Origin of the sequence: Streptomyces erythrochromogenes (assembly GCF_036170895.1) — a bacterium.
Classification (GTDB): domain Bacteria; phylum Actinomycetota; class Actinomycetes; order Streptomycetales; family Streptomycetaceae; genus Streptomyces; species Streptomyces erythrochromogenes.
Genome location: NZ_CP108036.1, coordinates 2,093,228 through 2,114,387 on the forward strand (window position 1 = coordinate 2,093,228; position 21,160 = coordinate 2,114,387).

Annotated in this window: 14 protein-coding genes; 5 read left to right on the top strand and 9 right to left on the bottom strand. The window is 69.1% G+C overall.

Annotated elements, in window-relative coordinates; all coding sequences use genetic code 11:
- The first annotated feature begins 167 nt into the window (after positions 1–167).
- The 3 genes from OHA91_RS09620 to OHA91_RS09630 all read left to right on the top strand — a co-directional run bounded on the left by OHA91_RS09620 (position 168) and on the right by OHA91_RS09630 (position 4,652).
- Positions 168–1,394, top strand: a complete 1,227-nt coding sequence (locus tag OHA91_RS09620) for a thiolase family protein (protein WP_328739053.1) — start codon at positions 168–170, stop codon at positions 1,392–1,394.
- A complete protein-coding gene (locus OHA91_RS09625; RefSeq protein ID WP_328739054.1) occupies positions 1,391–3,520 on the top strand; it encodes a 3-hydroxyacyl-CoA dehydrogenase NAD-binding domain-containing protein in 2,130 nt (709 codons plus the stop codon). The genes OHA91_RS09620 and OHA91_RS09625 overlap by 4 nt, the downstream gene beginning before the upstream one ends.
- 91 nt (positions 3,521–3,611) lie before the next feature.
- Positions 3,612–4,652 carry an LCP family protein gene (locus tag OHA91_RS09630; protein WP_031151176.1) on the top strand — a complete coding sequence of 347 codons (1,041 nt, stop codon included), beginning with the start codon at positions 3,612–3,614 and terminating at the stop codon, positions 4,650–4,652.
- A gap of 78 nt (positions 4,653–4,730) precedes the next feature.
- Here OHA91_RS09630 and OHA91_RS09635 read toward each other — a convergent pair whose 3' ends face one another.
- The 6 genes from OHA91_RS09635 to OHA91_RS09660 all read right to left on the bottom strand — a co-directional run bounded on the left by OHA91_RS09635 (position 4,731) and on the right by OHA91_RS09660 (position 13,270).
- Positions 4,731–6,218, bottom strand: coding sequence for an amino acid permease (locus OHA91_RS09635; RefSeq protein ID WP_031151174.1), 1,488 nt, complete (start codon positions 6,216–6,218; stop codon positions 4,731–4,733).
- Positions 6,219–6,348: 130 nt separating this feature from the next.
- Positions 6,349–8,298, bottom strand: a complete 1,950-nt coding sequence (dxs, locus tag OHA91_RS09640; RefSeq protein WP_031151172.1) for a 1-deoxy-D-xylulose-5-phosphate synthase — start codon at positions 8,296–8,298, stop codon at positions 6,349–6,351.
- A 262-nt stretch (positions 8,299–8,560) separates the two neighbouring features.
- A complete protein-coding gene (locus OHA91_RS09645; protein WP_031151170.1) occupies positions 8,561–9,847 on the bottom strand; it encodes a sugar ABC transporter permease in 1,287 nt (428 codons plus the stop codon).
- A 26-nt stretch (positions 9,848–9,873) separates the two neighbouring features.
- Positions 9,874–10,662, bottom strand: coding sequence for an ATP-binding cassette domain-containing protein (locus tag OHA91_RS09650; RefSeq protein WP_030847635.1), 789 nt, complete (start codon positions 10,660–10,662; stop codon positions 9,874–9,876).
- Positions 10,663–10,825: 163 nt separating this feature from the next.
- Positions 10,826–11,938: a sugar ABC transporter substrate-binding protein gene (locus OHA91_RS09655; RefSeq protein ID WP_031151167.1), complete on the bottom strand. Its 1,113-nt coding sequence runs from the start codon at positions 11,936–11,938 to the stop codon at positions 10,826–10,828.
- Between the two features lie 117 nt (positions 11,939–12,055).
- Positions 12,056–13,270 carry an ROK family transcriptional regulator gene (locus OHA91_RS09660; protein WP_031151165.1) on the bottom strand — a complete coding sequence of 405 codons (1,215 nt, stop codon included), beginning with the start codon at positions 13,268–13,270 and terminating at the stop codon, positions 12,056–12,058.
- A gap of 585 nt (positions 13,271–13,855) precedes the next feature.
- Here OHA91_RS09660 and mgtA point away from each other — a divergent pair.
- Together mgtA and OHA91_RS09670 are read left to right on the top strand one after the other, a co-directional pair.
- Positions 13,856–16,576 (top strand): magnesium-translocating P-type ATPase, encoded by a 2,721-nt coding sequence (gene mgtA / locus OHA91_RS09665; RefSeq protein ID WP_328739058.1) that lies wholly within the window; start codon positions 13,856–13,858, stop codon positions 16,574–16,576.
- Between the two features lie 235 nt (positions 16,577–16,811).
- Positions 16,812–17,678 (top strand): hypothetical protein, encoded by an 867-nt coding sequence (locus OHA91_RS09670; protein ID WP_328739059.1) that lies wholly within the window; start codon positions 16,812–16,814, stop codon positions 17,676–17,678.
- A gap of 4 nt (positions 17,679–17,682) precedes the next feature.
- Here the strand turns inward: OHA91_RS09670 and OHA91_RS09675 are convergent, their stop codons facing one another.
- The 3 genes from OHA91_RS09675 to ngcE are packed head-to-tail and all read right to left on the bottom strand — an operon-like array spanning position 17,683 to position 21,034.
- Positions 17,683–18,609 (bottom strand): carbohydrate ABC transporter permease, encoded by a 927-nt coding sequence (locus OHA91_RS09675; protein WP_031151158.1) that lies wholly within the window; start codon positions 18,607–18,609, stop codon positions 17,683–17,685.
- A gap of 13 nt (positions 18,610–18,622) precedes the next feature.
- The gene (locus tag OHA91_RS09680; RefSeq protein WP_328739060.1) at positions 18,623–19,567 is read right to left on the bottom strand and encodes a carbohydrate ABC transporter permease; all 945 of its coding nucleotides are present in this window, start codon (positions 19,565–19,567) and stop codon (positions 18,623–18,625) included.
- 42 nt (positions 19,568–19,609) lie between these two features.
- Positions 19,610–21,034, bottom strand: a complete 1,425-nt coding sequence (gene ngcE, locus OHA91_RS09685; protein WP_031151154.1) for an N-acetylglucosamine/diacetylchitobiose ABC transporter substrate-binding protein — start codon at positions 21,032–21,034, stop codon at positions 19,610–19,612.
- Between the last annotated feature and the right edge of the window lie 126 nt (positions 21,035–21,160).

Genomic DNA, 21,160 nt, shown 5'->3' on the forward strand with positions numbered 1-21,160 from the left:
GCCCGCCTCGGCGGCGCGGTCCGAGTGTGACCTTCGCCGCTCCTCGGGGAGGGGGTGTGCACATTGGTTACCCGCAAGTAGCATGGTCGGGTGAGCGGGCGCTCAGCAACGTATGCCGAACGCACCCCCGCGCAGCAGTGCCATCCCGCACCTGGAGGAGAGCCAACGTGCCTCGTACCGTCAGGGACGTCGTCTTCGTCGACGGCGTCCGCACCCCGTTCGGCAAGGCGGGCCCGAAGGGCATCTACAACGAGACCCGCGCCGACGATCTCGTCGTGAAGGCGATCCGGGAGCTGCTGCGCCGCAACCCGGACCTGGACCCCAAGAAGATCGACGAGGTCGCCATCGCCGCGACCACGCAGATCGGCGACCAGGGCCTGACGCTGGGCCGCACGGCCGGCATCCTCGCGGGTCTCCCGCAGTCCGTCCCGGGCTACTCCATCGACCGCATGTGCGCCGGCGCGCTGACCGCCGTGACCGCCGTCGCGGGCGGTGTGGCCTTCGGTGCGTACGACGTCGCCCTCGCCGGCGGTGTCGAGCACATGGGCCGCCACCCCATGGGCGAGGGCGTGGACCCGAACCCGCGCTTCGTCTCCGAGAAGCTGGTCGACGAGTCCGCCCTGTTCATGGGCATGACCGCCGAGAACCTGCACGACCGGTACCCGACGATCACCAAGCTCCGCGCCGACGAGTACGCCGTGCGCTCGCAGGAGAAGGCCGCCAAGGCGTACGCCGACGGCAAGATCCAGCAGGACCTGGTCCCGATCTCGGTGCGCAACACCAGCGAGGCCGCGGGCGAGACGGGCTGGGGCCTGGTCACCACCGACGAGCCGATGCGCCCGGGCACCACGCTGGAGAACCTGGCGAACCTGAAGACCCCGTTCCGTACGCACGGCCGGGTCACCGCGGGCAACGCCGCCGGTCTCAACGACGGTGCCACCGCCGCGATCATCGCGTCCGAGGACTTCGCCCGCGAGAACAACCTCACGGTCAAGATGCGCCTCGTCTCGTACTCCTTCGCGGGTGTCGAGCCGGAGGTCATGGGCTACGGCCCGATCCCGGCCACCGAGAAGGCCCTGGCCCAGGCCGGCCTGACCATCGACGACATCGGTCTCTTCGAGGTCAACGAGGCCTTCGCGGTCCAGGTCCTCGCGTTCCTGGAGCACTACGGCATCGCCGATGACGACGCGCGCGTGAACCAGTACGGCGGCGCCATCGCCTTCGGCCACCCGCTGGCCTCCTCCGGCGTGCGCCTGATGACGCAGCTGGCCCGCCAGTTCGAGGAGCAGCCGCACGTCCGCTACGGCCTGACCACCATGTGCGTCGGCTTCGGCATGGGCGCCACGGTCATCTGGGAGAACCCGAACTTCAACGCCGAGGGAGACTCCAAGTGAGCACCACCGCTGAGCTCCTGAAGGGCGCGGCCGAGCTGTTCCCGGACGAGGTCGTCACGTCCGCGCACGTCCGCCACCTGGACCTGCCGTTCGGCGCCGGGCGCTTCGCGCTCATCACGCTGGACAACGGCTTCGACCACACCAAGCCGACCACCTTCGGCCCGCAGTCCCTCGCCAACCTGAACGCGGCGATCGACCTGGTCGAGCAGGAGGCCACCGCCGGCACCATCGTCGGCGCGGGCATCACCGGCAAGCCGTTCATCTTCGCGGTCGGCGCCGACCTCAAGGGTGTCGAGCTGCTGAAGAAGCACGACGAGGCGCTCGCCATCGGCAAGGGCGGCCACGACGTCTTCAAGCGCCTCTCCGCGCTGGCCGTCCCGACCTTCGCGTACTACAACGGTGCGGCGATGGGCGGCGGCGTCGAGGTCGGTCTGCACTGCAGCTACCGCACCGTCTCGAAGGCCATCCCGGCCTTCTCGCTGCCCGAGGTCTTCCTCGGCCTGGTTCCCGGCTGGGGCGGCTGCGCCATCCTGCCGAACCTGATCGGCGCCGAGCGCGCGGTCTCGGTCATCATCGAGAACTCGCTGAACCAGAACCGCCAGCTCAAGGGCAAGCAGGTCTTCGAGCTCGGCATCGCCGACGCGATCTTCGAGGGTGCGGACTTCCTGGAGCAGTCGCTCCTGTGGACCGCGAACGTCCTGAACGGCACCACCGAGGTCGTCCGCGACGAGATCGACCGCGGCGAGGCCTGGGACGCGGCCGTCGCCAAGGGCCGCTTCATCGCGGACTCCAAGGTGCACGGCGCCGCTCCGGCCGCCTACCGCGCCCTGGACATCATCGCCGCGGCCAAGGACGGCGACCTCCAGGCCGGCTTCGACGCCGAGGACACGGCCCTGGCCGACCTCATCATGGGCGGCGAGCTGCGCTCGGGCATCTACGCCTTCAACCTGGTCCAGAAGCGCGCCAAGCGCCCGGCCGGTGCCCCGGACAAGTCCCTGGCCCGTCCGGTCACCAAGGTCGGCGTCGTCGGCGCGGGCCTGATGGCCTCGCAGCTGGCGCTGCTGTTCCTGCGCCGCCTGGAGGTGCCGGTCGTCCTCACCGACATCGACCAGGAGCGCGTGAACAAGGGTGTGGGCTACGTCCACGCCGAGATCCAGAAGCTGCTCGGCAAGGGCCGCATCAGCCAGGACAAGGCCAACCGCCTGACCGCCCTGGTGACCGGTGTCCTGGACAAGGCCGAGGGCTTCGCGGACGCGGACTTCATCATCGAGGCCGTGTTCGAGGAGATGTCCGTCAAGCAGAAGGTGTTCGCGGAGGTCGAGGCGGTCGCCCCGGCGCACGCGATCCTCGCCACCAACACCTCCTCGCTGTCGGTGTCGGAGATGGCCGCGGGGCTCCAGCACCCGGAGCGCGTGGTCGGCTTCCACTTCTTCAACCCGGTCGCGATCCTCCCGCTGCTGGAGATCGTCCGCGGTGAGCAGACCGACGACGCCTCGCTGGCCACGGCCTTCGGTGTCGCCAAGAAGCTGAAGAAGACCGCGGTCCTCACCAAGGACGCCCCGGCGTTCGTCGTGAACCGCATCCTGACCCGCTTCATGGGCGAGATCCAGAACGTCATCGACGAGGGCACCCCGGTCGTCACGGCGGAGAAGGCCATCGAGCCGCTCGGCCTGCCGATGTCCCCGCTGGTGCTGCTGGAGCTCGTGGGCCCGGCGATCGGTCTGCACGTCTCCGAGACCCTGAACCGCTCCTTCCCCGAGCGCTTCACCGTCTCCCCGAACCTCGCTGCGGTCGTCAAGGCCGGCAAGCGCGGCTTCTACGTCTACGATTCCGGCAAGCCGGAGCTGGACCCCGAGGTCGCCGCGCTCCTGGTCCAGGGCGACTCCGTCCTGACCGAGGAGCAGGTCCGGATCCGCGTCCTGGACGCGGTGGCGCAGGAGATCGGCCTGATGCTGGAGGAGGGTGTCGTGGCCGAGGCCCAGGACATCGACCTCTGCCTCATCACCGGTGCCGGCTGGCCCTTCCACCTGGGCGGCATCACGCCGTACCTGGACCGTGAGGGCGTCTCGGAGCGCGTGAACGGCAAGAAGTTCCTCGCCCCCGGCATCGCGAGCGTCCCGGCGTAGTCCGGGTCGTAGACGGCTGTTCGACGGCCGGGCCCGCTCCCTCCGGGGGGCGGGCTCCGGCCGTTCGAATACCTGTCTAAGATTCACCCCCATGACGGAAACGCACGCGCGGCCCAGGCGCCGCCGACGCCGCATTCTGCGGATCACCCTGCTGCTGGTCGCCGTGCTGATCCTGGGCGCGGCCGGGGCGGGCTGGTGGACGTACAGCCACCTCAACGACAACATCGACAGCGTCGACCTGGACCAGGCGATCGGGGACAACCGGCCCGCCAAGGTGGTCGCGAACGCGCAGAACGTCCTGGTGCTCGGCTCCGACTCGCGGGCCGGGGCCAACGGGGACCTCGACCACGGCTCCGTCAGCGGGGCCCGCTCGGACACCGCGATGCTGGTGCACATACCCGAGGGCCGGGCCAAGGCGACCGCGGTGAGCATCCCCCGCGACACCCTGGTCACCCGGCCCGAGTGCAAGGACCGCGCCGGCAAGTCCGTGCCGTCCGCGAAGCGGGTCATGTTCAACTCCGTCTACTCGCTGGCCGGCCCGGCCTGTGTCGTCAACACCGTCGAGCAGATGTCCGGTGTGCGCGTGGACCACTTCGTCGAGGTGGACTTCGCCGGCTTCAAGGGCCTGGTGGACGCGCTGGGCGGGGTCACCGTCACCCTGGACAAGCCGATGAGCGGCGCCAAGGGCGGTCTGAAGCTCGACGCGGGCACGCACCGGCTGAACGGCACCGACTCGCTCAAGTTCGTCCGTACCCGGTACGGCTACGGCGACGGCAGCGACCTCGGACGCATAGGCCTGCAGCAGCAGTTCATGCTGGCGATGCTGTCGGAGATCAAGAAGCAGGACGCCCTCGGCAATCCGGCGCGGCTCTACAAGCTCGCGGACGCCGGCACCAAGTCGCTGACCACGGACTCCGATCTGGCCTCGCTGACGGCGCTGTCCGACTTCGCGCAGAGCATGAAGGGCGTGAACCCGGAGACGATGGAGACCATCATGCTGCCGGTCGCCTACGACAAGGTGGACCCCAACCGCGTGGTCGTGGCCGAGCCGCAGGCCACCCAGCTGTGGGACGCCCTGCGCAAGGACGAGAAGGTCCCCGCCTCCGCGAAGGACTCCCCGGCCAAGGGCTGACGGGTCCCGCGCACACGGAGCCGGCCGTACGGGTGACCCGTACGGCCGGCTTCGGCGTTCGCGCGTCTGTCATTGTTCTCAGAACTTGGCGTCCGCGCCGACCTTGCCCAGACGGCTGTGCTGACGGCCGTAGAGGAAGTAGACGATGACGCCGATGCCCATCCAGATGCCGAATCGCGCCCAGGTCTCGGCCGGCAGGTTGAGCATCAGCCAGAACGAGGCCGCGATCGACAGGATCGGGACGACCGGCACCCACGGGGTGCGGAAGGACCGGTGCAGGTCGGGGCGGGTCTTGCGGAGGACGATGACACCGAGCGCGACCACGACGAAGGCGAACAGGGTGCCGATGTTGACGAGTTCCGCGAGGCTCTCCAGGCTCGTGAAGCCCGCGACGATCGCGATGATCCCGCCGAGCAGGATGGTCGCCCGGTAGGGGGTGCGGTACTTCGGGTGCGTCACGGAGAAGACCCGGGGCAGGAGTCCGTCACGGCTCATGGCGAAGAACACACGGGTCTGGCCGAGCAGCAGGATCATGCACACGGTGATCAGCCCGACGGACGCGCCGAGACTGATCGCACCCGAGAAGAATGGCTGGTTCACCGATTTGAAGGCCTCGGCGAGCGGCGCGGTCGCGGACATCTCCGAGTACTTCTGCATGCCGGTGACCACGAGGGTCACCGCGACGTAGAGCACGGTGCAGATGAGCAGCGAGCCGAGGATGCCGCGCGGCATGTCCCGCTGGGGGTTCTTGGTCTCCTCGGCCGCCGTGGCCACCACGTCGAAGCCGATGAAGGCGAAGAAGATGAGCGAGGCCGCCGTGAAGATGCCCATGACGCCGAAGTTGGTGGGTTCGTAGCCGAAGAGCAGCTGGACCAGCGGCGAGTGCCAGCCGCTGACGCCCTCGGCCTGCGGCTGGGCCGGCGGGATGAACGGCGAGTAGTTGTCGGCCTTGATGAAGAACAGGCCCGCGATGATGACCAGCAGGACGACGGTCACCTTGATGGCGACGACGACGGCGGTGATGCGCGCCGAGAGCTTCGTCCCGACGACCAGGATCCACGTCAGGACCAGGACCAGCAGGAACGCCAGCAGGTCGAAGTGGCCGCCGGCGTCTGGGCCGGACAGGGAGGTCGGCAGGGTCCAGCCGAGGTTGGTGTCCATGAGGTGGCGCACGTAGCCGGACCAGCCGACGGCGACCACCGCCGTACCGAGCGCGAACTCGAGCACCAGGTCCCAGCCGATGATCCACGCGGGCAGCTCGCCGATGGAGGCGTAGCTGAAGGTGTACGCCGATCCGGCCACCGGCACGGTGGACGCGAACTCGGCGTAGCAGAGCGCCGCGAGGGCGCAGACGATGCCCGCTGCCACGAAGGCGAGGGCGGTGGCGGGGCCGGCGTTGTTCCGGGCCGCGATGCCCGTCAGGACGAAGATGCCGGTGCCGATGATGACACCCACACCGAACACCGTCAGGTCCCAGGCGGAGAGCGACTTCCGGAGCGCGTGTTCCGGCTCCTCCGTGTCGCGGATGGACTGCTCCACCGTCTTGGTGCGGAAGGGGCTGTTCATATCCCTACTCACCGACGCACCTCCGAAACAGGTGTCGACGCACGCGAACGGGCCGGGAGGCCCACTCCTCAAGAGTGATCTCCCGGCCCGTGACGTGCAACCGCGCGGCGATCTAGTGGCCGGTAGCCGTCTAGTCGACGGTGGCGGCCGCCTCGCTGTCGTAGCGGCCGTCGAGCTTGGCCACCAGGCCCGTGACCTGCCGGGCGATGTCCGGCGCGGTCAGGCCGATCTCGGCCATGATCTCCTTGCGGAGGGCGTGGTCGAGGAAGCGCTGCGGGATGCCGAAGTCGCGCAGCGGTACGTCGACACCCGCGTCCCGCAGTGCCTGCGAGACGGCGGCGCCCACACCTCCGGTACGGCCGTTGTCCTCGACGGTGACGACCACCCGGTGCCGGTCTGCGAGCGGGGCCAGGGCCTCGTCCACGGGCTTGACCCAGCGGGGGTCGACCACGGTGGTGGAGATGCCCTGCTTGTCGAGGAGGTCGGCGATCTCCAGGCACATCGGGGCGAGTGCGCCGACCGAGACGAGCAGTACGTCCCCAAGGGGTCCCCCCAGGCCCGAAGGGCCGAGGGGGTGGGTGACCTCGGGGGCCGGGGTGCGCAGCAGGTCCATGCCGCCGATGCGGCCGACGGCCGGTACGGCCGGGCCGACGACGCCCTTGGAGAACCGGACCACGGTCGGGGCGTCCTTGACCTCGACGGCCTCGCGGAGCTGGGCGCGCAGCTGCTCGGCGTCGCGCGGGGCGGCGAGGCGCAGGCCAGGGACGACCTGGAGGATGGACATGTCCCACATGCCGTTGTGGGAGGCACCGTCGTCGCCCGTCACGCCGGCCCGGTCCAGGACGAAGGTGACGCCGCACTTGTGCAGGGCGACGTCCATCAGGACCTGGTCGAAGGCGCGGTTGAGGAAGGTGGCGTACACCGCGAAGACCGGGTGGACGCCGCCGGTGGCGAGGCCCGCCGCCGAGGTGGCGCCGTGCTGCTCGGCGATGCCGACGTCGTAGATGCGGTCCGGGAAGGCCTCGGCGAACTTGTTCAGGCCGACCGGGTGGAGCATGGCGGCGGTGATGCCGACGATGTCCTCGCGCTCGTGGCCGATCTTGACCATCTCGTCGGCGAAGACGGAGGTCCAGCTGGCGGCCGCGGTCTTGACCGGCAGGCCGGTGTCCGGGTGGATGACGCCGACCGCGTGGAAGCGGTCCGCCTCGTGCTCCAGGGCCGGGGTGTAGCCGCGGCCCTTCTGGGTGAGGCAGTGGACGATGACCGGGCCGCTGAAGCGCTTGGCGCGCTGCAGGGCGGACTCCAGGGCCTCGATGTCGTGGCCGTCGATGGGCCCGATGTACTTCAGGCCTAGGTCCTCGAACATGCCCTGCGGGGCGATGAAGTCCTTCAGGCCCTTCTTGGCGCCGTGCAGGGTCTCGAAGAGCGGCTTCCCCACGACCGGGGTGCGCTCCAGGAGCTCCTTGCCGCGGGCCAGGAAGCGCTCGTAGCCGTCCGTGGTGCGCAGGGTGGCCAGGTGGTTGGCGAGGCCGCCGATGGTGGGGCCGTAGGAGCGCTCGTTGTCGTTGACGACGATGACGAGGGGGCGGTCCTTGGCGGCGGCGATGTTGTTCAGCGCCTCCCAGGCCATGCCTCCGGTCAGCGCGCCGTCGCCGATGACGGCGGCGACGTGGTGGTCCTCGCGGCCCAGCACTTCGTTGGCCTTGGCCAGGCCGTCGGCCCAGCCGAGCACGGTGGAGGCGTGCGAGTTCTCGATCACGTCGTGCTCGGACTCGGCGCGCGAGGGGTAGCCGGAGAGGCCGTTCTTGGTGCGCAGGCCGGCGAAGTCCTGGCGGCCCGTGAGCAGCTTGTGGACGTAGGCCTGGTGGCCGGTGTCGAAGAGGACCTTGTCCTTGGGCGATTCGAAGACCCGGTGCAGGGCGATCGTCAGTTCGACCACGCCGAGGTTGGGGCCGAGGTGCCCGCCGGTCTTGGAGACGGCGTCGACGAGGAAGGACCTGATCTCTGCGGCGAGCTGGGTCAGCTCCTCCTGGCTGAGCCGGTCCAGATCGCGCGGTCCCTTGATGCGGGTCAGCAGCACCCGTGCCTCCTTGCAGTTGCTTGCTGGTCTGTCGAGTCTAATGTTCCGCTCGCGGGCGCGGTCATCGGGCCGTCCCGGCGGAGTTACAGCTTTGTCATACATGTGCGCACCACCGCACAGCCACACATCGCATACGGGCGTATACCCGCACAGGAGTGCCCACATTTGTACGCACGGATGCCCGGCGCCACGCGAGGTGGCGCCGGGCACTGTGACCGTTCTTACCGCCGCGATGTGCTGCGGCGGGCAGTCGGGCGCGCGGTCAGGCGCGTCCGGCCGTCTTCTGGGTCTTGCGGGTGATCGAGTCGATCACCACGGTGGCGAGCAGGACCGCGCCGGTGATCATGTACTGGATCGGCGTCGCGATGCCCTCCAGTGCCAGACCGTACTGGATCGAGACGATGACCATGACGCCGAGGAGGGCGTTCCAGGTCCGGCCGCGGCCGCCGAAGAGGCTGGTGCCGCCGATGACGGCCGCCGCGATCACGTTCATCAGCAGGTCGCCGGCGCCGGCGCTCTGGTTGGCCGCCGCGATCTTGGAGGCCCAGAACAGACCGCCGACGGCGGCGAAGGTGCTGGAGATCGCGAAGACCGTGATCCGGATGCGGGTGACGTTGATGCCCGCACGGCGGGAGGCCTCGACGCTGCCGCCCAGTGCGAAAACGTTTCGTCCGAAGGTCGTGCGGCGCAGCAGGAAGTCCGTGACGACCAGGGCCAGCAGGAAGAGCACCACCGCGAGCGGCAGGCCCTTGTACTGGTTGAACAGCACGGCGGGGCCGAAGGCGCACAGCGCGAGCAGGCCGGTGCGCAGCAGGATCTCGGCGAGCGGCCGGGAGGGCATCCCGGCGGCCTCGCGGCGCCTCGCATCGAGGAAGGCCGCGAGGAAGTAGCCGGCCACCGCGAGCGCGGCCAGCCCGTAGGCGACGGCCACGTCCGAGAAGAAGTACGTGGTCAGCTGGCCGACCACGCCGTCGGAGTCGATGTTGATCGTGCCGTTGCTGCCGAGGATCTGCAGCATCGCGCCGAGCCAGAAGAGCAGGCCCGACAGGGTGACGGCGAAGGCCGGGGCCCCGACCTTGGCGAAGAAGAAGCCGTGGATGGAGCCGATCAGGGCGCCTCCGACGATGGCCGCGAGGATGGCCAGCCATTCGTTCACGCCGTGGGTGACGGCGAGGACGGCGACGATCGCGCCCGAGACACCGCTGACCGAGCCGACCGAGAGGTCGATCTCGCCGAGGAGCAGCACGAAGATGATGCCGATGGCGATCATGCCGGTGCCGGTCATCGTGATCGCGATGTTGGTGAGGTTCTCCGGGGAGAGGAAGTTCGAGTTCAGCCCCTGGAAGATGGACCAGATGACGATGAGACCGATGACGACCGGGAGGGAGCCCAGGTCGCCGGCCTTCATCTTGCGCTTGAACTCGCCCCAGTAGCCGGCGAGGCCCTCTTCCCTGACGAGCAGGCGGGGGTCCACGGCCGGGATCGCGTCGTGGGCGGCCGCGGGGTTGACCGGGTCGATGTGCTCCTGCGCGACGGGGCCCTTGTCCAGTGGACCGGTGGCAGGGTTCTGGGTGCTCACTTGCCGGCCTCCGAGGTGCGGGCCGCCCGGCGGGTCACGGCGTTGTCCGTGGCACCGGTGATGGCGGAGATGATCTCTTCCTGCGAGGTGTCGGCGACGTTGAAGACACCGTTGTTGCGGCCCAGCCGCAGGACCGCCACCTTGTCGGCGACGGCCTTCACATCGGCCATGTTGTGGCTGATGAGGATGACGGCGTGGCCGCGCTCGCGCAGCCGCTCGACCAGGTCGAGGACCTGGGCGGTCTGCTCGACGCCGAGGGCCGCGGTGGGCTCGTCGAGGATGACGAGCTGGGGCTCGCCCAGCATGGAACGGGCGATCGCCACGGTCTGGCGCTGACCGCCCGACAGCGAGGCGATGGGAATCCGGACGCTGGGGATCCGGATGGACAGGGTGGTCAGGAGCTCGCGGGCGCGCCGCTCCATCTCCACCTCGTCGAGGACGCCGAACTTCTTGAGTTCCCGGCCGAGGAAGAGGTTGCCGACGACGTCGATGTTGTCGCACAGCGCCAGGTCCTGGTAGACCGTCGCGATGCCCAGGTTCTGGGCGTCGTGGGGCTTGCCGATGGAGACCGGGCGCCCTTCCCACTCGATGACACCTTCATCGATGGGGTGCACGCCGGCGATCGTCTTGACCAGCGTGGACTTTCCGGCTCCGTTGTCGCCGACGAGGGCGACCACTTCACCGGAGTGGATCTCGAGTTCTACGTCGGTGAGGGCCTGAACGGCGCCGAACCGCTTCGAGACCCCTCGCAACGCCAGCACGGGCGCAGCGGACACATGAACCATCTCCTTCGCCGCCTGACCGGCGGGGATGTCGTGCAAAAGAGCAGGAGCGGGACGAATGGGGGAGGAACGTTTCTGCCCGGCGCCCCGCCCGGTGGCGGGGATGGAGGGGGAGGGGCGCCGGTCAGGCACGTGGGGCCGCCTCACGGGGAGGCGACGGGGGCCGCTACTTCAGGCCGGCGGCGGCGCAGGCGGCCGCGTACTTGTCGGTGCAGATCTCGTCGACCGTGTAGACGCCGTCCTTGACGACGGTGTCCTTGATGTTGGCCTTGGTCAGCGAGATGACCGGGATCAGCACGGAGGGGACGCCCTTGGTGGTGGGGCTGTCGACCGTGGAGGTGGTGCCTTCGGGCTTCCCGCCCTTGGCGAGGGCGACCGCCATCTTCGCGGCGGCCTCGGCCTCGGGGGCGTACGGCTTGTAGACGCTCATGAACTGCTCGCCCGCGACGATGCGCTGGACGCCGGCGAGTTCGGCGTCCTGGCCGGTGACCGGGGGCAGCGGGGAGACGCCGGCGGCCTTGAGGGCGGTGATGATGCCGCCGGCCATGCCGTCGTTGGCGGAGTAGACGCCGATGACCTTGTCCTTGCCGAGCGCGGAGAGCGCGGCCGCCATGTTGGTGTTGGCGTTCTCCGGCTTCCACTCGACGGTGTCGTACTCCTTGCCGACGTTCACCTTGCCGTCGAGCTCGGAGTGCGCGCCGGACTTGAAGAGCTTGGCGTTCGGGTCGGTGACCGAACCGTTCATCATGACGATCTGGCCGTCCTTGGCCTTGTCGCCCAGCGCCTCGAGCAGGGCCTTGCCCTGGACCTTGCCAACCTCTTCGTTGTCGAAGGAGGTGTAGGCGTCGATCGGGCCCTCGGCCAGACGGTCGTAGGAGACGACCGGGATGCCGGCGTCCTTGGCCTTCTTGACCGAGCCGGCGATCGCCTTGGAGTCCACCGCGTCGATGATCAGGACGTCCACCTTGTTGGTGATCATCGTGTCGACCTGGGAGTTCTGCGTGGTCGCGTCCTGCTTGGCGTTGGCGTAGACGACCTCGCCCTTGCCGCCGGTGAGCTCGGCGACCTTCTTCTCGATGAGCGGCTTGTCGAACTTCTCGTAACGCGCGGTCTGGTTCTCCGGCAGGAGCAGACCGACCTTGATCGCGTCGCCCTTGGCAGCGCCGGAGGACTCCTTCGTCTTGTCGCCGGCCTCCTTGGCACTGCCACAAGCGGCAAGGGAAACGGCCATGGCGCCGGCGGCAACGGCTACGGCGGCTCTGCGCATACGCGTGTTCATTACTTGAACCTCCCTGACGAGGCCGCTACGCCGCGGCCGAGGTGGATGTGAGTCAACCCCGGCCGCGTTTTGCCGTCAAGGAGTGAATTCTTAACGAGATGACAACGGTGCCATTCGTTATCTACCTGAAGGCAAGACGGCTGGAGCTCGCACTCCACTTCCATGATCTGACAAAAGTGTCGAATCGCCCATCTCGCTCAGCACGAGAGCCAGTGCGCCCAGCACCTCGGCCCGGCCGCCCAGGGACCCCGTCAGCACCGACAACTGCCGGGCCGCGCTGGGAATCGCGTACCTCCCGACTGATTCACGGATGGGGGCCAGGACGAGTTCACCCGCCTCCGCCAGAGAGCCGCCCAACACCACCCGGCTCGGGTTCAGGAGGTTGCACAGGCTGGCCACCCCGCTGCCGATGTGGCGGCCGACGTCGGTGATCACCCGGCGGCAGCCCGGGTCCCCGTCCCGGGCCAGCTCCACCACCCGCTCCATCGTCAACTCCGGCCCGTGCGTGCCCTGGAGCAGCGGCAGGACGTACCGGGCCGCGGCGAAGGTCTCCAGGCAGCCGCGGTTGCCGCAGCGGCAGACCGGGCCCGATTCGTCGAGCGTGATGTGCCCGATCTCGCCCGCCGTGCCGCCCGGGCCGCGGTAGATCTGGCCGTTGATCACCAGGCCGGCGCCGACGCCGCTGGCCACCTTGATGTAGGCCAGGTCTTTCACCCCCCGCCCACTCCCCCAGACGAGTTCACCGAGGGCGCCGAGGTTGGCGTCGTTGTCCACGTAGACGGGCACGCCGAGGCGCTGCGAGAGCTCCTGGCGCGGATTGATCCCCGCCCAGCCCGGCAGGATCGCGGTGGAGCCCAGGGTCCCGGACTCCACGTCGATGGGGCCGGGGACGCCGAGGCCGACGCCGATGACCTTGTCCAGCCCGACTTCTATGCCCGCGATCAGGCGCCCGACCAGCGCTTCCGCCCGGTCGAAGCCGTCCGCCCAGGATGCGTCGACGTCCAGCGGTTCGGACTCCTCGGCCAGCACCTGGTGGGCGAGGTTGCCGACGGCCACCCGCAGGTGGGTGTGGCCGAAGTCGACGCCGATCACGATGCCCGCGTCACCGCTGAGCGACACGCTCCGTGCCCGCCGGCCGCCGGCCGACGTGTCGGTGACCTCGACGGTCCCGCCGTCCTTCAGCTCCCGGACGATGTTGGAGACCGTGGCCGCCGACAGTCCGGTGGTACGGGCGATCTCCGCCTGGGTCAGCGACCCCGCGAGCCGCACCGCCCGTACGACCCGTTCGAGATTCGCGCGGTGCAGCGACGACTGCGATCCGGGAGTCTGCACGACTCATCCACTCCTGCCCATTAGCGACGGCTGGCCGTCGCCCCCCGGCCGGGACACATCGCGGCTTCGCGCTCCGAGACCCCGGCGTCTCTCCAACTTGTGAACCTTAAGTCGAGCCTTTGCGCATCCGCACGTCAAGAGGCTGACACGACACGAAACGGGCCTAACGGCCGAAAGTGGGAGGGAGCGGCCCACCGGATCGTGTTACGGTCGCTGAGGCGCCGGTCCTCTGCGGCCCTTCCGGCCGGACCGGGCGCCTGCCATGTCAGCGCGACGCGAGGAGGTGTTCGGGATGAGTCCCGATCGAAGTCCTCGCAGCGCTCTCTGCGGCTGACCCGCCGAACGGCTGATCGGCCGACCTTTCCATGAGTGCGCACGGCAGCGATCTCCCGCTGTTCCCGTGCGCTGCTGCGTTCCTCCCGCGTTCCTCCCCTTCCGCATGACCGGACGGCTCAGTCCGGCGTGCGTCATCCATGTCCGTCGGCGCAGGCGACGGCCCGCGCGGCCGCCGCACGCCGACTCCTGATCACTCCACGTGACCGTTCGGCTTCGCGCTGCCCGGAACCGTGGAGGGAGGTAATTGCCATGACCATGCTCACTCCCCGCACCCCGGCCAAGCTCGCGCCGCCGGGCCGGTCCCGTCGCGAGCGCAGGGCCGCCGAGCTGGAGTCCCGTACCCGGCTCGTCGGCGAGCGCCTCGCCGCCATCAGCGCCGGCCCGGGCGTGCGCGCCCTGCAGTCCGTGGACGCCTCCCCGAGCGGCCTCACCCACGCCGAGGCCGCACTGCGCCTGGAGCGCCACGGCGCCAACGTCGTCGCCCAGGAGCGTGCGCCGCGCTGGTACGTCCAGCTGGCGAAGGCCTTCCGGAACCCCTTCATCGCCGTCCTGGCCTTCCTGGCCGCCGTCATGTACTGGCAGGACCCCGCGGACCCGGGCGTCGTCATCCTCTCCGTGATGGTGGGGATCAGCGGGCTGCTGCGCTTCTGGCAGGAGTACCGCTCCGGCCGCGCCGCCGACGCCCTGGGGCAGCTGGTCACCACGACCTGCGCGGTCCAGCGCCGGGCCGGCAGCGGCTCCGCCCCCACCACCTTCGAGGTGCCCATGGACCAGGTGGTCCCGGGCGACGTGGTCAAGCTGGCCGCCGGCGACCTGATACCGGCTGACCTGCGGCTCCTCACCGCCAAGGACCTGATGATCAGCCAGGCCGCGCTCTCAGGCGAGTCCCTGCCGGTGGCCAAGGCCGACACGCGCGCACAGGATCCGGGCCAGCGGGCCACCACCGACCCGGTCGAGGCCGACAACCTGGCCCTGATGGGGACCTCCGTCACCTCCGGCACCGCCACCGGGGTCGTCGTCGCCACCGGTGGCGACACCTACTTCGGCTCGATGGCCGGCTCCCTGGTCGGCGAGCGCCCGCAGACCAACTTCGACACCGGCGTGCGCAAGGTCAGCTTCCTGCTGATCCGCTTCATGCTGGTCATGGTCCCGGTCGTCTTCATGATCAACGGCTTGACCAAGGGCGACTGGGACGAGGCCTTCCTCTTCGGCATCGCCGTCGCCGTCGGCCTGACCCCCGAGATGCTCCCGATGGTCGTCTCCGCCAACCTGGCGCGCGGCGCCGTCGCCATGGCCGAGCACAAGGTGGTCGTCAAGCGGCTCAACGCGATCCAGAACCTGGGCGCGATGGACGTGCTGTGCACCGACAAGACCGGCACCCTCACCGAGGACCGGATCGTGCTGGACCGCTACCTGGACGTGCACGGCAACGAGGACGGCGAGGTCCTGGAGTACGGCTACCTCAACGCGCACTTCCAGACCGGCTTGCGCAACCTGATGGACCAGGCGGTCATCGACCGCGCGGGCGAGGCCGAGGAGGTTGTCGTCGACGCACGGTTCTCGATGGTCGACGAGATCCCCTTCGACTTCGCCCGGCGCCGGATGTCCGTGGTCCTGGCCCGCAACACGCTCATGGGCGGCTCCGGACCCGGCGAACACGTAATGATCACCAAGGGTGCGGTCGAAGAGGTCCTGGACCTCTGCACGCACATGACCGACCGCGGCGAGACCGTGGAGCTGACCGAGCAGCTGCGGTGGCACGTCACCCGGATCGCCGAGGACAACAACCGGCGGGGCCTGCGCGTCCTCGCCGTCGCCACCCGCACCGTCGACACCCCGCGCGACGCCTACTCCGTCGCCGACGAGGACGGGCTGACCCTGGTCGGCTTCCTCGCCTTCCTCGACCCGCCGAAGGCCGACGCCGCCCGGGCCCTGGAGGCCCTCGCCGACAAGGGCATCGCGGTGAAGGTCGTCACCGGCGACAACGACCTCGTCGCCGCCCGGGTCTGCTCGGACGTCGGCATCGCCGTGGGCACCGTGGTCCTCGGCCCCGAGACCGACGCCCTCGACGACACCGAACTGCGCGCGCTGGCCGCCCGTACGACGGTCTTCGCCAAGGTCAACCCGGTCCAGAAGGCCAGGATCGTCCGGGCCCTCCAGGCCGACGGGCACACCGTCGGCTTCCTCGGCGACGGCATCAACGACGCCGCCGCGCTGCGCGACGCCGACGTCGGCATCTCCGTGGACAGCGCCGTCGACATCGCCAAGGAGTCCGCGGACATCATCCTGCTGGAGAAGGACCTCACCGTCCTGGAGCAGGGCGTCCTCCAGGGCCGCACCACCTTCGGCAATACGATCAAGTACATCAAGATGACGGCGTCGTCGAACTTCGGCAACGTCTTCTCGGTCCTGGTCGCGAGCGCCTTCATCCCCTTCCAGCCGATGCTCGCGATCATGCTGCTGGTGCAGAACCTCGTCTACGACATCGCCCAGCTGGCCACCCCGTGGGACCGGATGGACGAGGAGTACCTGCGCAGGCCCCGCAACTGGGACGCCAAGGGCATCGGCCGCTTCATGGTCACCATCGGCCCGATCAGCTCGATCTTCGACATCGCGATGTTCCTGATCATGTGGCACGTCTTCGCCGCCAACAGCGAGGCGAGCCAGTCCCTCTTCCAGTCGGGCTGGTTCATCGAGGGCCTGCTCTCGCAGACCCTGATCGTCCACATGATCCGCACCCGGAAGATTCCGTTCATCCAGTCCCGCGCCTCCTGGCCGGTGATGGTCATGACCGTCCTCGCGGTGCTGACCGGGCTCTGGCTGCCCTTCTCGCCGCTGGCCCCCTCGCTGGGCTTCGTCGCCCTGCCGGCGAGCTACTTCCCGTGGCTGATCGGCGTACTGCTCGCGTACTGCACGCTCACCCAGCTCGTGAAGACCTGGTACATCCGCCGCTTCGGCACCTGGCTGTAGGAGCCGCGCACCCGGCCGCCGCGCGCGGGCCTGTTCGTCCTGGCCCGGGCGCTGGAGGAGGCGGTCAGCGACCTCTCGCCGGATCCGTCGGTGTCGGCGGACAGCTGGCCGGTGGTCCCCTCACGAGGCGGCGCGAAGAATGAATTGAACACGTTCAGCCCGGCTGGCACTATGGATCCAGGATTCGCCGGCCGGGCTGAAGCGTCGGTCCGCCGGGCCGCTAGGGGGGTTGGGCATGCGTCAGAAACGGTCGTACGGCCGCGTGCTGGTGGTCTCGACGCTGGTGGGGTGCCTGGAGGTCGCGCTCACGGTCGTGGTGGTCCTGCTGTACGTGCAGACGCAGCCGCCGCCGGACACGGCCCCCGACTGGGCGGCCATCGCGGGGAGCCTGGTCTCCGCCGTGCCGCTCGTCGGCTTCATCGCGTTCCTGCTGTCTCTGGTCTTCGTACTGCCGGCGGTCGCGCTGGCCGACCTCGTCGCCCGGGGGCTCGGCGGGCGCGCGGCGTGGTGGTCCGCCCCGCCGGCGGTGGCGGCGCTGCTGGCGCCGCCCGTCCTGATCTTCGCGACCCACAACGACACGGAGACGGAATCCACGCTGGTCTTCTGGGCCTCGGCCACGGCCTCGCTCTCCCTGGGGGCGTTGATCGCCCTCCCCCGCGGCGAGGGCCTGCTGCGGCGGGTGGGGCTGTGGGGCACGGCGGTGGTGGCGGGGACGGGCCTGTTCGGCGCGCTCGGACTCGCGGTGGGCCTGCTGCCCTCCTACGAGCCGCCGAGGATCGGGCCGCAGACCATGACCGGCACCTGGATCGACCACACCACCGGGACACTGGTCTTCACCCCGGACGGCCGGGTCACCGCCTCCGGCGTCGGCCTGCACCGCCCCGGCGACCGCACCGGCGACCCGTCAGGGCGGTGCTCGGGCTCCGGCACCTGGTCGTACGAGCCCGGGCGGGACGTCCGGTCGCAGAAGGTCCGGGTACAGATCCCGGAGTGCCACTGGCCGGCCTGGGGCGTCGACGGCACCGACCGGGAGCCCCGGATCAGCCAGGAGGTCGGCGACCCGGGCTCCGGGCAGCTGTACAAGCTGCGCAAGGTCTCCTGAGCCGCTACTTCAGCGTCGCCGAGGTCAGGCCCGCCTGGATCTGGCGCTGGAAGGAGAGGTAGACCACCAGCATCGGGATCATCGCGATGGTCACGCCTGCGAAGAGCACGGGCAGGTCGGTCTCGTAGCCCTGCTGCTGCTGGAGCTGGATCAGGCCCTGGGTGAGCAGGTAGCGCTCGGGGTCGGATCCGGTCTGGGGCTGCATCAGCACGGACGGCAGGATGTACTGGTTCCACTGGCCCAGGACGTTGAAGATCCCGACGCTGATCAGGCCGGGCTTGGCCATCGGCACCATCACCTGGAAGAAGATCCGGGTGTCGGAGGCGCCGTCGATCACCGCGGCCTCGTGCACCGCCGTGGGCAGCGTGCGGAAGAACGAGTGCATGAAGAAGACGGTGAACGGCATCGAGTACGCCACGTACACGAGGATCAGGCCCTGGTACGTGTTCAGCATGTCGAACCGCTTGACCATGAAGAACAGCGGGACGAGTGCGAGGAAGACGGGGAACATCGCCCCGCTGACGAAGAAGTAGTAGACGAACCGGTTGCCCGGGAAGGGGTAGCGGGCCAGGACGTACGCCGCCATCGAGCCGAGCAGCATCGTCAGCGGGACCGAGAACACCATCACGATGAGGGTGTTGGCGAAGTAGTCGCCGATGCCCTTGTCCCAGGCCCGCCCGAAGGCGTCGAGGTTCCAGTTGGAGGGCCAGCTGAGGGCCGAGCCGCCGATCTGCGCGTCGGTCTTGAAGGAGCCGAGCGCCAGCCAGATCAGGGGCAGCACGATCAGCACGGCCCAGAGGACGAGGAAGCCGTGGGAGAAGACGTTGAGGACCATGCCCTCGGAGCGTCCGGCGCTCTGTTCCCCGCTGGGGCCGGCTCCGCCGGACCGCTCCGCAGCGGATTCGCCCGGAGCCTTGATCACTGTGGTCATGACGGTCTCCCGCTCAGAACTCGATGCGCTCGCGGCGGGTGGCGCGCAGCGTGATGACGGAAAGGATCATGGTGAGGACGAGCATGACCACGCCCATGGCGCAGGCGTAGCCGCTCTTGCCGAAGTAGAGGAAGTTCCTCATCAGCACCGTGGCCATGACCTCGCTGTGGTGGTCGGGGCCGCCGCCGAACTGGCCGGAGGTCATGGTCGACACCAGGACGAACATGTCCATCGCGGCGATGCCCAGATAGACCGCGGAGGTCTGCACGGAGTCCCACAGCAGGGGCAGGGTGACCCTGAAGAAGGTCTGGGCGCGGCCCGCCCCGTCGAGGAGGGCCGCCTCGTAGATGTCCTTGGGGACGGACTGCATGGCCGCGGAGAACAGGACGAGGTAGAAGCCCACGCCGTGCCAGACCACCACGAGGAGCAGGCACCACAGGACGAGCCTCGGCTCGTTCAGCCATTCGATCGGGTGCATCCGGTCGACGATGCCGAGCCGGATGAGGACGCCGTTGAGCAGGCCGCCCTCGTCGGTGCGGTACACGGCGCCGAAGAGCACCGCGAGGATGGCGAGGGAGAGCACCTGCGGGAAGAAGTAGACGATCTTGTAGAAGCGTGATCCCGCCACGCCCTGCACACCGCCGGCCCCACCCCGCCCGCCCGCGTTCACCATGAAGGCGAAGAAGAGGGCGAGCAGGATGGTGACCGCCGGGACGAACACCAGGAGCAGCAGGTTGTTCCAGAGGGCCCCGCGGAAGACCTCGTCCTTCATCAGGGCGGAGTAGTTGTCCACGCCGACGAAGTCGAACGTCGGGGACTGACCCGTCCAGTTGGTGAAGGAGTAGCCGAACGTCTGTACGTACGGCCAGATGACGAAGGTCAGATACAGCGCGAGGGGTGCGAGGAGGAAGCCGGCGATGAAGCCGGTCCTTCCCCTGCCCCGGACTACTTGGCTCATGGTGTCCGTCCCTGGTGTGCCGGTGACCGGTGGGGCGTGCTGTCAGCTGCGACGGTTGTTCTTGGCGTTGGGATCCTGCGCCGCCTTGTTGACCGCCGCCTGGGCCCGCTTGATCCACTCCTTCGGCTGAATCCGCTTGGCCATCAGCTCGTTGGACGCGTCCTGGATCGCCGTGTCCATCTCGCTGTACCAGTCGGTGTAAAGGTAGTTGAAGGTGTTCGTTCCCGCCGCCTTGAGGGCGGTCACCGCCGACTGGGTGCCGGGCCGCAGTTTCACGCCCGGGTCCACGCCGTCCCTGACCACGGTGAGCGAGTTGGCCTGCTGGGCGAAGATGGTCGACCATTCGCGGGACAGCATCGAACGGATGAATTCCAGGCCGCCGGGCTTGTTGGCGGCCTTCTCCGGGACGATGAAGGGCTCGCCGGCGCCGGCCCGGATGGCCTCGAAGGGCAGCTTGCTGTCCGCGAGCACCGGGACCGGCAGGAACTGCATGTCGAAGTCGTCGGGGGTCTGCTTGAGCTGCTCGTTCTCCAGCCAGGAGCCGGAGGGGATGAAGGCGGCCTTGTACTGGTTCCAGGCGGTCTGGGACTCGGTGTGGGTCAGGCCGTTCGTCCCCGGGAGGAGCAGGTCCTTCTCGACCACCTCGTAGACCGCCTCGACGGCGGCGAGGGCGGCCGCGTTGCCCTCGAAGGCGTTCGGCTCCAGGTTGTCGATCGCCTTCATGGCCTCCAGACCGCCCTTCTTGGCGATCAGGTCCATGATGACGACGTTGATGTAGTACGGGTACTTGCCCTGGTGGGCGAGGCCGCCGAGGCCGGCCTCCTTGGCCTTGGCGCAGACCGCGAGGAACTCGTCCCAGGTCTTGGGCGGCGTCCAGCCCTTCTCCTTGAAGAGCTTCCCGGAGTACCAGAAGCCGTAGACGGTGTAGACGTAGTTCAGCGAGACGAACTTGCCGCCCTGCGTGCCCTGTTCGATGGTGCCCGCGATGAGCGTGTCGCGGACCTTCTTGCTCGGGTCGTCGAGGGACGGGGCGTCCAGCACGGGGGTGAGGTCGGCGAGCTGGTTGCTCTTGAAGAGCACGTCCAGCTTGATCTTCTGGGCGCCCGAGTTGTCGACGACGTCCGGCGGGTTGCCGCCGTTGAAGCGGGTCTGGAGCTTTCCGGTGATCTCCTGGGTGCCGAGGTGGGAGCTGGTGGTCCCCCACTTCTTGTCGAAGGCCGCTTCCCAGGCCTTCGCGTAGTCGTCGCCGAAGCCGCCCTTGAAGACGACGACGTCCATCTTGCCGCCCTTCGCGACGCCGAAGGGGTTCTCCTTGGACACGGCCCCCTTGTCGGGGCCCTTCGTGGTGTCCTCACCGCCGGAGGCGCAGGCGGACAGGAAGCTCATCGTCGGCACGCTGATCAGTCCGAGCGCTGCGGAACGCTTGATCAGATCACGGCGGCCGAAGCCCTCACCGGTGGATCCCATGCTCATGTCCTCGCCTTCGTCAGGAGTGTGAAGGAGGCCGGAAATCGCGGCAGTTACCGTGCATGCGGGCATCACCGCAGGTCCCCCGGCATCCCCCGGCCCGGGACCGCTCGTCACGCAGTGGCC

Excerpts from the sequence above, each read along its gene's own strand:
- OHA91_RS09630 (WP_031151176.1), top strand. The coding sequence starts at position 3,612 with ATGACGGAAACGCACGCGCGGCCCAGGCGCCGCCGACGCCGCATTCTG.
- OHA91_RS09655 (WP_031151167.1), bottom strand. The coding sequence starts at position 11,938 with ATGAACACGCGTATGCGCAGAGCCGCCGTAGCCGTTGCCGCCGGCGCC.
- mgtA (WP_328739058.1), top strand. The coding sequence starts at position 13,856 with ATGACCATGCTCACTCCCCGCACCCCGGCCAAGCTCGCGCCGCCGGGC.
- ngcE (WP_031151154.1), bottom strand. The coding sequence starts at position 21,034 with ATGGGATCCACCGGTGAGGGCTTCGGCCGCCGTGATCTGATCAAGCGT.
- OHA91_RS09635 (WP_031151174.1), bottom strand. The coding sequence starts at position 6,218 with ATGAACAGCCCCTTCCGCACCAAGACGGTGGAGCAGTCCATCCGCGAC.
- OHA91_RS09670 (WP_328739059.1), top strand. The coding sequence starts at position 16,812 with ATGCGTCAGAAACGGTCGTACGGCCGCGTGCTGGTGGTCTCGACGCTG.
- OHA91_RS09680 (WP_328739060.1), bottom strand. The coding sequence starts at position 19,567 with ATGAGCCAAGTAGTCCGGGGCAGGGGAAGGACCGGCTTCATCGCCGGC.
- OHA91_RS09675 (WP_031151158.1), bottom strand. The coding sequence starts at position 18,609 with ATGACCACAGTGATCAAGGCTCCGGGCGAATCCGCTGCGGAGCGGTCC.
- OHA91_RS09650 (WP_030847635.1), bottom strand. The coding sequence starts at position 10,662 with ATGGTTCATGTGTCCGCTGCGCCCGTGCTGGCGTTGCGAGGGGTCTCG.